A 13,796-nucleotide genomic window follows, 5' to 3' on the forward strand; every position below is an offset into this window, starting at 1 on the left:
TCTTAAAAGTCAAGAAATTTAAACTATAGCTGTTCAGTGAGGGGAAGTGAGCGCATGAAGCAGACGAAACAAAAAGTAATTGATGCGGCAATATCGTTGTTTAATACGAAAGGGTATGATGGAACATCGGTGCGAGACATTGCAAAGCGAGCGGATGTGAATGTAGCGAATATTTCATATTATTTTGCTGGGAAGCAAGGTTTATTAGAACAGCTTATTACTGATTTTTTAGAAGGATATATTCATGTGATTGAAATGTCGTTTGAACAGAGAGAGTATTTGTCGGCTAAAGATGTGATGGTGCAAATGGTGCGCGGGATTTTACGATATCAATTTGAAAATAGAGAACTAACACGTTTCTTCTACCGAGAGCTTTCGCTTGATACGACATTAATTCGTGAAGTGATGACCGTTTATTTTTCTAAAGAAAGATATTATATAGAACAAATGATTAGACAAGGACAAATGAAAAAAGAATTTCAGAAAGTATCATTTACAATGTTTATGACGCAATTAAAAGGTATGATAAATATGCCGTTTTTATATCCACAATATATATCAGAAGTACTGCATTCTTTCCCGTCTGAGACATTTTTCATAGAAATGTACACGAAAGAGATTGAGCAATGGATGGAACAAGCATTATGTAAGGCGAATATGTACCATGAATGGCCAAGAGCTGTTCATATGTGAAGAATCCCCACCTAACGAACTGAGGTGGGGATTTTTATGTTTACTTTTCTTTGCCATAAATTGTTACATAATAGCGCTATAATTGTTAATGCAGCTCCAGCGATTTCAATTTTATCGACTGTATAACCTCGAAAGATAGAACCGATCAGTGCAAGGATAGGAACTAAATTCATAAATAATATGCCGTTAATAGATGAAATATAGCGATTTCCCATATTCCAGCAAAATACAGCGATAACGCCTGCGATAATCGACATATAAAAGAGCTCAAAACGAACGCTCACAACTGTACGCAGTGACGGCATAGTAACTATATTTGTGTACGTTAAGAAAGTAACAATAACGATGAGTGAAATGGAGCCAAATAAACAAGTTAATGTCGTGTACCTAAGTGGTGACCAAGATTGAAAACGAGCACCCCCGTTTGTATAAATGACCCAGCAAGTAACGCCGCATAGCATCAATATGTTTGTTGATAAGTGGCTTGCAGCTCCAAATAATAAGTGAATATTTCCTTTTGAAATGACAAGCATAACACCAAGTAATGCAACAAACATACAAAGGAATGTATAGTTTTGTGGGCGGCGATTTTTCGTTATCCATTGCAGTGATAAGGCAATCAGTGGCATAAGGGATTGAATCATAGCTGCATGGATTGCTCCGGAAGGTCCGGCAAGTTGTTGTCCGTAGAAAACGAGAAAACCATACCCCGCGAAACCGACTGTCCCGTAAAAGAATAGAGAAAGTGTTCTTTTTTCTAAGCGGAGTGAAGTCTTTCCTTCAGTAATTAATAGCAAAATAAGAAAAATAATAGCTGCTGATCCATAGCGAATCGTTGTGAAGAAGAATGGATCGATAAATTGCAGAGCATTTGCCATTACAGGAAACATAAATCCCCAGGCAGTGACAGCGAGTAAGCATAGAAAGGATCCGAGTAGCATTTGTTTTTTGTTCAAGAGTATCTTTCCCCTTTACATTTCGTTATAGTAAGTTGATGAAATAAGTATAAAGAGTAATTGTTTATAGGAGGAAATATCGATTTCTTATAACGGTTATAACTTTTTGTTAGAGGTGTGTACGATGGATTTGGAGGCAGTACGATCGTTTATTGAAGTGAAGCATACGCGAAGTTTATCAAAGGCAAGTAAGATTTTACATATATCGCAACCAGCGCTTAGTAAACAAATTCAAAAGTTAGAAGCGGATTTAGAGGTTACGTTACTTAAGCGTTCTGCGCAAGGAGTAGAGTTAACGGAGGCAGGAGAGTTATTTATAAAAAGAATGTTACCGATTTTGGAGCAAATAAATGAAGTGAAAACAGAAATGAGGGGGTATCAAGAGAACCGGAAGTTTTCAATTGGTATACTACCGAGTTTAGCGGAGCATTACATATCAGAATGTAAAGATATATTAGGTGGTGAGTTCGAAGTGGAATGGCAAATCGGGCATACGGAAGTATTAAGAGATTTATTTAAAGCGCGGGAGATTGACGCGATGTTCATCGATTCAGTAGTAGAAGGTGCTACGTATATAAAAGAAGTGCAACAAGAGAAAATTGTTTGTGCCGTTTCAAATAATCATCCGTACAAAGAGAAGATAGTCATTCAAATAGAAGAGCTACACAATGAAAAATTAATTGTATATCCAGAAATATGTGATGTAAGGAAAATGATTATGAACATGTTTCATGAAATAGGTGTAAAACCAACTATAGCTGTGGAAACATCTTACGCAGAACCGATGCTTGCAATGGTAAAAGCTGGCCTTGGTATCACGTTACTTCCAGAAAGGGCAGTGGAGCAGTCTGTAAGGCAAGGAAATGTACATGTAATTTTTGTTGAACCACCACTCATGCGGAAAATTTATTTCGTATCCCATACGAAAGATTGTTTGTTATTACAATCATTTGAGGATAGGTAGTGAGGTAGGCGGAATATTGAGAAAGATTACAATCACATTGAAAGAAACATGAAATTTTAAAAAAAACTAGGTCAAAAACAAACCATTACATGGTATGATTAGTACATTGTTAGTTGTTAAATATAGGGGAATTCCCTTTTTATACATAATGCCTTCCATTTCATAAACGGAACGGACAAAAAAAGAGATATAACTAGGAGGCTTTTTTGCATGGATTCTATCCTGACGATCGTTATCATTGTAGTAAGCTCTATTCTAGTGCTGCTCATGATAGAGCTTGTGATAAGAAATCGTTCATATAAAGATATTGAAGCACTGGAGCAGTGGAAACAAGAGATAAAAGATAAACCTGTGGCAGATGAACTAAAACGGGTAAAAGATTTAAACATGACGGGTCAAACAGAAGAACTGTTTGGTAAATGGCGTGAAGAATGGGATGAAATTGTATCAACAACCCTTCCGAAAGCTGACAAAGATTTAGCGCAAGCGCGAAAATTCGCCTCGCAATTCTCCTTCCGAAAAGCAAAGCATGCGATGAACGAATCCATAAGTGGTTTAGATGACGCTGATAATCGTATTACTGACATTTTAAATGAATTACAGCAATTGTTAGAAAGCCATGAGAAAAATAGCTCGGAAATTGAAGGGTTACGTGATACATATCGTAGTATGAAAAAGAGTGTTCTTGCTCATAGACATATGTATGGAGCAGCAGAGCAGAAAATCGAAGAGATGCTAGACGCTGAATCTGAGAAATTTAAAACCTTTGAAGAAGCAACAAACAATGGCGACTATTTAAAAGCGAGAGAAATTGTTATTAGTTTGGAAGAAGGTTTAGCAGATTTAGAAATCATTATTCACCAAATTCCAGATTTATTGGTAGAGTGTCAAGCGACGTTACCAGTTCAGCTGGAAGATTTATTACACGGACATAATGATATGGTAAGACAAGGTTATGTATTAGATTATTTGGAAGTCCCTAAAGAAGTTCGCGATATGACGAAACAACTACAAACATGTTTAATGGATATACAGGAGCTTCATATAACAGAAGCGGCTGAAAAAGTAGAAAATTTAAAAACACGTTTAGATGGCTTCTACGATCAATTGGAACAAGAAGTACATGCGAGACATTATGTGGAGCAAAAAACACTTTCTGTTTACGATGACTTAGAAGAAATGCGTATCGAAACGATTGAAACGAAAACAGAAACACAACTTGTAAAACAAAGCTATCAGTTACAAGATAAAGACATTGAGTCTCAAAAAGTAATTGAAAAGCAAATGCACATTTTAACGAAACGTTTTGAAATGCTACAATTACGCGTTGCAGAACAAGATATTGCCTTCTCTATTATTCGTGAGGAACTAGAAGAGGTTTATGAGCAATGTGAAACGTTAAAAGTACTTCATGCAGAATATAAAGAAATGCTGCAAGCGATGCGCAAAGAAGAATTTGAAGCACGTGAGAAGTTACAAGAAATGCGAAATACTATTTTCGAAACGAAACGCTTTATGCAAAAGTCGAATTTGCCAGGTCTTCCAGAGAGTATTATGGAAGATTTAAAAAGAGGGCAAATGGCAATGCAAGCTGTATATGAACAATTAGAAGTGAAGCCGTTAAATATGAACGCTGTAAATAGCAGTTTAGAAGAAGCATACACAACTGTGAACGGTGTGGCTGAAATGACAGAAGAGTTAATTGGACAAGCATATTTAGTGGAAAAATTAATTCAGTACGGTAACCGTTACCGTAGTCATGATGAAAACCTAGCAGAAAGTTTAAATTATGCTGAGAAATTATTCCGTGAATATCAATATGATGCAGCTTTAGAACAAGCGGCTTCAGTATTAGAGCAACTTGAACCTGGCGTTGTTCAAAAAATAGCTGAATATGTAGACAATGAACAAACCCTTTCATAAAAGGGTTTGTTTTTTTGTGTAATTTTGCAGACGATGTTGCTATAATGAATAGCGGAATACAGCAAGGTTATTCGTTTCAAAATAAAGTGAAACTGTAATCAGTAGGAGGATTCATCCCCATTGATTACTAGCCTTCACCAATCGGGCATTTACGGACAGCCCGACTCCTACCTAACTTCTTTGCTCTAACTGGATTTTGAGGTGAGAGTCTTATTGCCCGTTCATGCGGGATAAAGTGAAACTGTAATAGGAGGGCATCCTCGACAATTATTAGCCTTCACCAATCGAGATAAAACGGAACCTTTGCGTAGTCTTAGCGTAATGACACGTATTTATGATATGATTATACGATGTGATAGCGCTGAAAGGGGAAGAACGATGATCTATTTTGATAATAGTGCGACGACGAAGCCATATCCAGAAGCTCTTCAATCGTATGTGACGGTTGCTGGGAAATATTTTGGTAATCCTTCTTCTATTCATTCGCTTGGAGGAGAGGCAGAGCGTCTATTAACACAATCAAGAACGATTGCAGCGCAGCTTCTTCGTGTTAAACCTTCTGAAATTATTTTCACATCAGGTGGAACAGAAGGGAATAACCTTGCGATTAAAGGGATAGCGATGAGGAATCGTTCGCGCGGCAAACATATCATTACAACAAATATTGAACACGCGTCTGTGTTTGAGGCATATAAGCAATTAGAAGAACTCGGGTTTGATGTAACATATTTACCGGTTAACGAGCATGGTGTTGTGTCGGTAGAAGATGTGAAACGAGCACTTTGTGAAGATACGATTCTTGTGTCAATTATTCATGTGAACAACGAAACTGGAGCAATTCAGCCCGTTGCTGAAATTGGAACGTTATTATCGAATCATCCGAAAATAAGATTCCATGTAGATCATGTACAAGGGATAGGGAAAGTACCGCTTGATTTATATGCTTCTCATATTGATCTTTGCTCAATATCTGGACATAAATTCCACAGTGTAAAAGGAACGGGTCTTCTTTATGTACGCGATGGCGTAAGATTAGATCCGATTTTATCAGGTGGTCAACAAGAGCTTAAGTATCGCTCTGGTACAGAGAATTTACCTGGCATTGTAGCGATGGTGAAAGCACTTCGCATGACAATGGAACAAGTGAAAGAAAAGGTAGCTCATTTGCAAAGTTTACAAGCAGAGCTTGTTCGTTTCTTTAAAGAGATGGAAGATGTAACGATTAACACGTCGCTTGCATATGCAGCACCGCACATTTTAAATGTATCATTTGTTGGTTTAAAACCAGAAGTAGTCGTTCATGCTTTAGAAGAACACGGTGTATATGTGTCAACGAAATCTGCTTGTTCTTCAAAAGCAAATGAAGTGAGCAGAGTGTTAGTGTCAATGGGAGTACCGCATGCAGCAGCTGCAAGCGCTATTCGTATTAGTTTGGCACCAGAAAACACAATGGAAGAAGTAAAACAATTTGAAGGTATTGTAAAAGAGACGATGCCAAAATTATATGAAGTGATGAGGTAAAGAAATTATGTTGAAATATGAATATATTTTAGTGCGTTACGGAGAAATGACGACAAAAGGTAAGAACCGTTCTAAGTTTGTAAGCACATTAAAAGATAACGTGAAGTTCAAACTGAAAAAATTCCCAAATATTAAAATCGATGCAACACATGATCGTATGTACATCCAGTTAAATGGTGAAGATCATGAAGCAGTCTCTGAAAGATTGAAGGATGTATTCGGTATTCATAAATTTAACTTAGCGATGAAAGTACCATCAGAATTAGAAGACATTAAAGAAGGTGCATTAGCAGCTTTCTTACAAGTAAAAGGTGATGTGAAAACATTTAAAATTACTGTACACCGTTCTTATAAGCATTTCCCAATGAGAACGATGGAATTATTACCTGAGATTGGCGGACACATTCTAGAAAATACAGAAGATATTACAGTAGATGTTCATAATCCAGATGTAAATGTACGTGTAGAGATCCGCAGTGGCTATAGCTATATCATGTGCGATGAGCGTATGGGAGCTGGCGGTTTACCAGTTGGCGTTGGCGGAAAAGTAATGGTACTTCTTTCTGGTGGTATTGATAGCCCAGTAGCAGCTTACTTAACGATGAAACGCGGCGTATCTGTGGAAGCAGTTCACTTCCATAGTCCACCTTTCACAAGTGAGCGTGCAAAACAAAAAGTAATCGATTTAGCGCAAGAGTTAACGAAGTATTGTAAACGAGTAACGCTTCACCTTGTTCCGTTTACAGAAGTGCAAAAAACGATTAATAAAGAAATCCCATCTAGCTATTCAATGACGGTTATGCGCCGTATGATGATGCGTATTACAGAACGTATTGCTGAGGAGCGTAACGCACTTGCAATTACGACTGGTGAAAGTCTTGGACAAGTAGCAAGCCAAACGTTAGATAGTATGCATACGATTAACGAAGTAACAAACTACCCAGTTATTCGTCCGCTTATTACGATGGATAAATTAGAGATTATTAAAATCGCTGAAGAAATCGGCACGTATGATATTTCAATTCGTCCATATGAAGATTGCTGTACTGTATTCACACCAGCAAGCCCAGCGACGAAGCCGAAACGTGAAAAAGCAAATCGTTTTGAAGCGAAATACGATTTCACACCATTAATCGATGAAGCTGTAGCGAACAAAGAAACAATGGTGTTACAAACGGTAGAAGTAGTGGCGGAAGAAGAAAAATTTGAAGAACTTTTCTAAAACCATAAATTACCATATCTAAAACGTGTATGAAGTCATGTTATTTATCACACTCTATACTCACAAGGAGGTGATATAACATGTCACGTAGCACAAATAAATTAGCGGTTCCTGGTGCTGAATCAGCATTAGACCAAATGAAATACGAAATCGCTCAAGAGTTTGGTGTTCAACTTGGAGCTGATGCAACAGCTCGCGCTAACGGTTCTGTTGGTGGTGAAATCACTAAACGTCTAGTTTCACTAGCTGAGCAACAATTAGGCGGTTACCAAAAATAATCCCATATGATGGCTTAGAAAGAGCGGGTTCTCCCGCTCTTTCTTTTTTGTGTTGTGTCGCTATTTGTCGGTAAGTCGATGTAATTTCGTTTACTAATTCGACAGAACTGAAAAATTTGTCAAAAGAAGAGGGTTCAAAATTAACTGAAAATTCTTTATTATATAAAGGAGGCATAAAGAAAAGGGAGGATATTTTATGAAGCGAGAAGAATTGTTGGCGCCACCGTCTTATAATTTAGTTTCTGAAATAGAGAAATATACAGGTGATAAAGGGAAGTTAGCTTTAATTTGGCAAGATGATAAAGGGAATCGAAGGGAAGTTACATACGCTGAATTAATGCAAGGTGCGAATAAAATTGGAAACGCTTTTATAAAAAGTGGTTTGCAAAAAGGGGACAAGCTTCTCATTATGATGCCGCGTTTAATTGAAGCGTACATGACGTATATTGCTGCTATTAAAGCAGGATTTGTCGTAATTCCAAGCTCGGAAATGTTACGTAAAAAAGATATAGAATATCGAATTGGACATGGAGAAGTAAAAGCGATAGTAAGCTATGAGCCGTATATTAGGCAGTTTGATGATATAGAAGCGATGGAATCTCTTCGAAAATTTGTCCTGAGCGAGCAGTCAGTAGATGGATGGGTTAATTTAAAAACAGCGTTAGAAACAGAGAGTGACATGTTAGAAATGGCGAAGACAGATAAAGAAGATATGGTCTTTTTATCTTACACGTCAGGAACGACAGGAAATCCAAAAGGTGTCGTTCATACACATGCGTGGGCATACGCTCATTTACGTACGAGCGCTCCAAATTGGCTCGGAATTGAAGAGAATGATATTGTATGGGCAACAGCTAGTCCAGGCTGGCAAAAGTGGATTTGGAGCCCGTTTTTAGCAACTTTAGGATCAGGGGCAACAGGGTTTGTATATCACGGTAAGTTTGAACCGAAAACGTACCTGAATTTATTAGACGATAATAAGGTGAATGTGCTTTGTTGTACACCGACTGAGTATAGATTAATGGCAAAGGTAGAAGATTTAAGTCAGTACAATTTAGAGGCATTACATAGCGCTGTATCCGCAGGAGAACCGTTAAATAGAGAAGTCATTGAAACATTCCAAAAGCACTTTCATATTACAGTAAGAGACGGCTATGGGCAAACGGAAAATACATTACTTGTTGGTGTAATGAAAGGGATGGATATTAGACCAGGATCAATGGGGAAACCAACGCCAGGTAACCACGTCGATATCGTAAATGAGGAAGGTACTCCAGTTAAAGTAGGCGAGGTTGGTGATATTGCAGTTCACATTGAAACGCCAGCCCTCTTTAAACAATATTACAAAGACGATGAACGTACAGCGATGCAATTCCGCGGTGATTATTATATTACAGGGGATAAAGCGAAGAAAGATGAAGACGGCTACTTCTGGTTTGAAGGGCGCGGTGATGATATCATTATTAGTTCTGGTTATACAATCGGGCCGTTTGAAGTAGAGGATGCTCTTGTAAAACATCCGTACGTAAGAGAATGTGCAGTTGTCGCAAGTCCTGATGAAATTCGTGGAAGTGTCGTGAAGGCATTTATCGTATTAAGAGAGAATATAGAAAAGAACGAAGAAACATTAATTCCAACACTCCAACAACACGTCAAAGAACTCACTGCACCATATAAATACCCTCGCAAAATTGAATTTGTAGATGAACTACCAAAAACGATTTCTGGAAAAATTCGCCGTATTGAACTTAGAAAACAAGAGATGGAGATTCCGTCAAAATAATTTTGAAAACAGTGAAGTAAATAGTTGAATGAAATGCAAAACAATGATAATATAAAAACGAACACAAGTTCGATTTTATAAACTTAAAAAAGAGGTGTCCGTATGATTTTAGGTATTAATCCGTACTTAGTTTTAGATGGTAGTGGGCAAGAAGCTGTACAGTTTTATAAAGAGGCTTTAGATGCAAAAGTAGAAGTTATGCAAACTTTTGGTGACATGCCTGAAAATCCAGAATACCCGATTCCAGCTGAAGCGAAAGAGCGCGTTTTACACGCTACTTTAAAAGTTGGTAATACGGATCTTATGATTTCTGATACATTCCCAGGTCAAGGGCATGCAATCGGATCTCAAGTAACAATCGCAATTCAAATTAGTAATGCAGAAAAAGCAAAAGAAGTATTCAATAAGTTACAAGAAGGTGGAGAAGTTATCATGCCACTTCAAGAAACATTCTGGAGCCCAGCATACGGACAAGTAAAAGATAAATTTAATATTGAATGGCAAGTTACAACATCTACTACTGAACAAAAGTAATTTTTAGAAAAGCACCATGTTTTGAAATGGTGCTTTTTTTTATACAATAAAAAATAAAGGAGATGGGATATATGGGAGAAATTTGGTATGGCGGCACCATTTACACAGTGAGAGAAGAAAATGAAAAAGTGGACGCTGTTTACATTGAAAACGGTACGATCGTTGATGTTGGAAGTAAAGAAGAGTTAGAAAACCAATATGCCGCGGTTACATTGCACGATTTAAAAGGCAAAACGATGATTCCAGGTCTCGTTGATAGCCACATGCACCTTATTGGGCATGGGGAGAGATTGCTTCGTTTAGATTTATCAAATTGCACATCTTATGGCGAAGTGCTTACTCTTGTTCAGAAGCGAGTGGAAGAAGCTCCAAAGGGCTCTTGGATTATTGGAGAAGGATGGAATGAAAATAACTTTACAGATACAAAAGATGTTCACGCGCGTGATTTAGATGAAATTTCGAAAGAACATCCCATTTTATTAAAGCGAGTTTGTCGTCACGTTACATGGGTGAATGCATACATACTGCAAGAAGCGAATATAACAGCAGCGACAGAAGATCCAAAAGGCGGGAAAATTGGTAGGGATTCATCAAATAAGTTAACAGGGCTTTTATATGAACAAGGGCAAGAATTAATTAAACATGTTCAGCCAGAAATTGATGAAGCTTATTTACAAAGAGCTCTGCAAACAGCGATTAAAGATTGCTGGAAATACGGACTTGTTGGCGGGCATACGGAAGATTTAAATTATTATGGTGGTTTTAGAAAAACATATAATGCGTTTTCTCACGTTATAAAAGAAATGCCATTTAAAGCCCATTTGCTCGTTCACCATGAAGTAGCACATGAACGAAAAGAATATGAAAATGAACATTGTATTGAATTTGGAGCAATGAAAATTTTCTCTGACGGTTCTTTTGGCGGAAGAACAGCATTATTAAGTGAACCATATGAAGATGCGAAGGAAACAAATGGAGTTGCGATTTTCTCACGTGAAGAACTTGCGGAATTAGTAAAGAAAGCACGAGATCTACATATGCCAGTTGCGATTCATACTATCGGTGACTTATCGCTTGAATATGTCATTGATGCACTCGAATTATATCCACCAGCAGAAGGGGTGCGTGACCGCATTATTCATTGTCAGCTTGCTCGTGAAGAGTTGATAGAAAGAATGAAAAACTTGCAAGCCATTATCGATATACAGCCAGTCTTTCTTTCATCAGATTTTCCGTCAGTCATTGAAAAACTAGGCGAGCACCGTCTTCGTTATGCGTACGCTTGGAAGACGTTACTGGAGGCAGGATTACACTGCAACGGTGGCTCAGATGCTCCCATTGAACAAGTAAATCCGTTTCTAGGCATATATAGCGCTGTTACACGTAGAAGTTTTATTGACGGTATATGCTATATGCCTGAGGAAAGATTAACGGTATATGAGGCTGTTTCTTTATTTACAACAGGAAGTGCCTATGCAATCGGAAAAGAAGCGAAGCGAGGGCAAATTACAAAAGGATATGAAGCAGATTTTACAATATTAGACCGCAATATTTTTGAAATTGAGGCAGAAGAAATAAAAGAAGTACAAGCAGAAATGACCGTAATAGATGGCCAAGTTGTCTATAGAAAAGATGCGTAAAAATATATGAGCGGTTTTCGGAATATATCGAATTACCGACAAAAACTGACAAGAATAACGGCCGGATAGTAAGAGAGTATTGTTCGCGTCAATCGGGGTAAATAAATAACCGCAGAATTATGGAATTCCATAATTCTGCGGTTATTTTAATCTTATAAAAACGTTCTCTGTACTTTTTCCCAGAAAGAATTGTTTTTTAATTTAACTGTTTTAATTTGTTTATCGCTTAAGCGTACAACAGCTTTTTCCACTTGTTTAATGCTAAGCGCTTCGTTATCCATGCCGATAACAGGATAATCGTTACCGTCTGGTCTTAGTTTTAAAGTTAATGTACGTTCGTGATTTAAAATGAAAGGTGAACCGAGCGTACGGTAAGTGTTGTTGTTTAAAGATGCTAGTTCGCTTACTTGGAAACATGGGATAAGCGGGTCAACAACTGCACCATGCAATGATTTATTGTAAGCAGTACTTCCTGTTGGGGTAGAAACAACTAAACCGTCCCCTCTAAATGTTTCGAAATATAAATCATCAACATGAACATCTACAACGAATGTTTTAATAATGCTAGAACGTAATGAGAACTCATTTAAACAATGGAAAGATGTACTGCCATCTACATCTACCTGAATTGTTGGATATTTTCGCACTTCAATTTCATTTTTTGTAATTTCTTGAAGGGCTGTATCAACGTGATCAATATGGAAATCGCAGTAGAACGAAATTTCATCTTTCGTAGAAATCCCTGCATATAAGCAATCTTCCCTAAAACCAGTTTTACGAACGGCTTGTAAGAAGGTTGCATCATCTCCAACACTGACGATAGCGTTTGCATTTTTTGGATGATCTAATATGGTAAATCCATTCTCTTCTAAAATACGATAGATTGGTTTCATTTTTTCAACGAGCGTTGCTTTGTCATCACCATAAAAGAAAAATAAATTGCGACGATCTGCCATTATGTATCCCTCCACTGCAGTTAAATTTTCTGTTTTTCGTGCTACATATCATTAGAGTCCGTTCCCTGATGATATGTTCAAATAATATATTTCGATATAAATTGTCAAAATACCTTTTTATTTTTAGAAAAATTTTTATATTCAATCTTATAAAACTCTGTTTAACGATGAATAAACTTGTCGATAATGGGTACGGAGTGAAAGGATGATACGTATGAAGTGGCTCGTAATTGGAATAATAATTCTTCTTCTTTTTATTTTGTTTATACTATTGTCGAAAATAAAGCTTAAGGTGACATTTTTATATTCAGAAATGGAAAAGCAATGTTTGCTTCAAGTGAAAATATGGATGATTCGATATACATTTGATGTGTTGGAAAGAATTGAAAAACAGCAGAAAAAGACAGGACAGAAAATCGAAAAAGCTGAAGAGGACGGCGGACTCGATAATAAAATTATGGCGCAACTTGACAGCATTGGTGAACTGATAAAAAAGCTTCAAGAAGTTCATACTATTGTTAAAGATTTTCTCAAACGAGTGAAAATCAATGGTTGGAAATGGCATACACAAATTGGAGCAGGCGATGCAGCTAGTACTGGAATTGTCACTGGATATGCATGGGGGACAAAAGGTATGGCTGCTGGAGTTGTCGGACAATATATGCATATTGTCGACGTACCAGAATTTGAAATTACCCCAGTTTTTCAAGGGAAAGGATTTGCATCAAGATGCGAGTTAACAGCATCTTTTCGTATATTCCGCGCTATAAAAACTGGCGTCAAATTACTCGTATTTATGAGAAGACAAAGATCTGGTATGACAGAAAAATCTGTTCAAGCATAGGGGGGATATAGAATGGACCATCCAATTCAAGGTTTAATGACAACAGCAATGCAGCATTTAAAACAAATGACTGATGTAAATACAATTGTTGGTGACCCGATTAAAGCGGCAGATGGAAGCGTAATTCTTACAGTTTCGAAAGTAAGTTTCGGATTTGCTGCTGGTGGAAGTGAATTTGGTAAAGTAGAACATTCAGGCCGTCATCCATTTGGCGGGGGAAGTGGTGGAGGAGTTTCTATTAATCCTGTTGCCTTTCTTGTTATAAATGGAGATGGTGTGAAAGTATTGCACTTAGATAAACAAACACACGTCATCGATAAAATAATTGAATTAGCGCCACAAGCTGTTGATAAAGTGAAAGAAATGATGGATAAACGAAAAGAAGATGATCCTGAATTTCAAATTTAACGAATAAAGAAGCTAATCAATAGGTTAGCTTCTTTAATTTTTTTGTAAATAAAGCGATTTTATTTGCATTATCG

At 37.3% G+C, this 13,796-nt stretch carries 13 protein-coding genes; 11 read left to right on the forward strand and 2 right to left on the reverse strand.

Annotated features, from left to right (window positions below):
• The first annotated feature begins 54 nt into the window (after positions 1 to 54).
• Positions 55 to 693: a forespore capture DNA-binding protein RefZ gene (gene refZ, locus ACTFR3_RS18595; RefSeq protein ID WP_000814918.1), complete on the forward strand. Its 639-nt coding sequence runs from the start codon at positions 55 to 57 to the stop codon at positions 691 to 693.
• A gap of 11 nt (positions 694 to 704) precedes the next feature.
• Here refZ and ACTFR3_RS18600 read toward each other — a convergent pair whose 3' ends face one another.
• Positions 705 to 1,649, reverse strand: coding sequence for a DMT family transporter (locus tag ACTFR3_RS18600; protein ID WP_001036052.1), 945 nt, complete (start codon positions 1,647 to 1,649; stop codon positions 705 to 707).
• A 124-nt stretch (positions 1,650 to 1,773) separates the two neighbouring features.
• On the opposite strand from ACTFR3_RS18600, the gene ACTFR3_RS18605 reads away from it, so the two are divergent.
• The 8 genes from ACTFR3_RS18605 (at position 1,774) to ACTFR3_RS18640 (ending at position 11,514) form a co-directional block, all read left to right on the forward strand.
• On the forward strand, positions 1,774 to 2,613 hold the full coding sequence (locus tag ACTFR3_RS18605; protein ID WP_440044678.1) for a LysR family transcriptional regulator: 840 nt from the start codon (positions 1,774 to 1,776) through the stop codon (positions 2,611 to 2,613).
• Positions 2,614 to 2,823: 210 nt separating this feature from the next.
• Complete coding sequence (ezrA, locus tag ACTFR3_RS18610; RefSeq protein WP_000377303.1) at positions 2,824 to 4,536, forward strand: septation ring formation regulator EzrA; 1,713 nt, start codon at positions 2,824 to 2,826, stop codon at positions 4,534 to 4,536.
• A gap of 378 nt (positions 4,537 to 4,914) precedes the next feature.
• Entirely contained in the window at positions 4,915 to 6,057 is a 1,143-nt protein-coding gene (locus ACTFR3_RS18615; RefSeq protein WP_440044679.1) for a cysteine desulfurase family protein, read from the forward strand.
• Between the two features lie 7 nt (positions 6,058 to 6,064).
• Positions 6,065 to 7,279 carry a tRNA uracil 4-sulfurtransferase ThiI gene (thiI, locus tag ACTFR3_RS18620; protein ID WP_000922337.1) on the forward strand — a complete coding sequence of 405 codons (1,215 nt, stop codon included), beginning with the start codon at positions 6,065 to 6,067 and terminating at the stop codon, positions 7,277 to 7,279.
• A gap of 80 nt (positions 7,280 to 7,359) precedes the next feature.
• A complete protein-coding gene (locus tag ACTFR3_RS18625) occupies positions 7,360 to 7,557 on the forward strand; it encodes an alpha/beta-type small acid-soluble spore protein (RefSeq protein WP_000091640.1) in 198 nt (65 codons plus the stop codon).
• A gap of 196 nt (positions 7,558 to 7,753) precedes the next feature.
• Positions 7,754 to 9,340: an acyl-CoA synthetase MbcS gene (mbcS, locus tag ACTFR3_RS18630; RefSeq protein ID WP_000817774.1), complete on the forward strand. Its 1,587-nt coding sequence runs from the start codon at positions 7,754 to 7,756 to the stop codon at positions 9,338 to 9,340.
• Positions 9,341 to 9,442: 102 nt separating this feature from the next.
• Entirely contained in the window at positions 9,443 to 9,874 is a 432-nt protein-coding gene (locus ACTFR3_RS18635) for a VOC family protein (protein WP_440044681.1), read from the forward strand.
• 71 nt (positions 9,875 to 9,945) lie between these two features.
• Positions 9,946 to 11,514, forward strand: a complete 1,569-nt coding sequence (locus ACTFR3_RS18640; protein WP_440044682.1) for an amidohydrolase — start codon at positions 9,946 to 9,948, stop codon at positions 11,512 to 11,514.
• Between the two features lie 152 nt (positions 11,515 to 11,666).
• On the opposite strand, the gene ACTFR3_RS18645 is transcribed toward ACTFR3_RS18640, so the two are convergent.
• Positions 11,667 to 12,470, reverse strand: coding sequence for an NAD kinase (locus tag ACTFR3_RS18645; protein WP_000785177.1), 804 nt, complete (start codon positions 12,468 to 12,470; stop codon positions 11,667 to 11,669).
• A gap of 205 nt (positions 12,471 to 12,675) precedes the next feature.
• Between ACTFR3_RS18645 and ACTFR3_RS18650 the strand changes: the two genes are divergently transcribed.
• On the forward strand, positions 12,676 to 13,314 hold the full coding sequence (locus ACTFR3_RS18650) for a DUF2953 domain-containing protein (protein WP_002164419.1): 639 nt from the start codon (positions 12,676 to 12,678) through the stop codon (positions 13,312 to 13,314).
• A gap of 12 nt (positions 13,315 to 13,326) precedes the next feature.
• Entirely contained in the window at positions 13,327 to 13,722 is a 396-nt protein-coding gene (gene ytfJ, locus ACTFR3_RS18655) for a GerW family sporulation protein (RefSeq protein ID WP_000350003.1), read from the forward strand.
• The last annotated feature ends 74 nt before the right edge of the window (positions 13,723 to 13,796 follow it).

The organism is Bacillus cereus group sp. MYBK14-1, from assembly GCF_051916885.1.
Taxonomy (GTDB): Bacteria; Bacillota; Bacilli; order Bacillales; family Bacillaceae_G; genus Bacillus_A; species Bacillus_A cereus.

Excerpts from the sequence above, each read along its gene's own strand:
- ezrA (WP_000377303.1), top strand. The coding sequence starts at position 2,824 with ATGGATTCTATCCTGACGATCGTTATCATTGTAGTAAGCTCTATTCTA.
- ACTFR3_RS18625 (WP_000091640.1), top strand. The coding sequence starts at position 7,360 with ATGTCACGTAGCACAAATAAATTAGCGGTTCCTGGTGCTGAATCAGCA.
- mbcS (WP_000817774.1), top strand. The coding sequence starts at position 7,754 with ATGAAGCGAGAAGAATTGTTGGCGCCACCGTCTTATAATTTAGTTTCT.
- thiI (WP_000922337.1), top strand. The coding sequence starts at position 6,065 with ATGTTGAAATATGAATATATTTTAGTGCGTTACGGAGAAATGACGACA.
- ytfJ (WP_000350003.1), top strand. The coding sequence starts at position 13,327 with ATGGACCATCCAATTCAAGGTTTAATGACAACAGCAATGCAGCATTTA.
- ACTFR3_RS18650 (WP_002164419.1), top strand. The coding sequence starts at position 12,676 with ATGATACGTATGAAGTGGCTCGTAATTGGAATAATAATTCTTCTTCTT.
- ACTFR3_RS18635 (WP_440044681.1), top strand. The coding sequence starts at position 9,443 with ATGATTTTAGGTATTAATCCGTACTTAGTTTTAGATGGTAGTGGGCAA.
- ACTFR3_RS18615 (WP_440044679.1), top strand. The coding sequence starts at position 4,915 with ATGATCTATTTTGATAATAGTGCGACGACGAAGCCATATCCAGAAGCT.
- ACTFR3_RS18605 (WP_440044678.1), top strand. The coding sequence starts at position 1,774 with ATGGATTTGGAGGCAGTACGATCGTTTATTGAAGTGAAGCATACGCGA.
- refZ (WP_000814918.1), top strand. The coding sequence starts at position 55 with ATGAAGCAGACGAAACAAAAAGTAATTGATGCGGCAATATCGTTGTTT.
- ACTFR3_RS18640 (WP_440044682.1), top strand. The coding sequence starts at position 9,946 with ATGGGAGAAATTTGGTATGGCGGCACCATTTACACAGTGAGAGAAGAA.
- ACTFR3_RS18645 (WP_000785177.1), bottom strand. The coding sequence starts at position 12,470 with ATGGCAGATCGTCGCAATTTATTTTTCTTTTATGGTGATGACAAAGCA.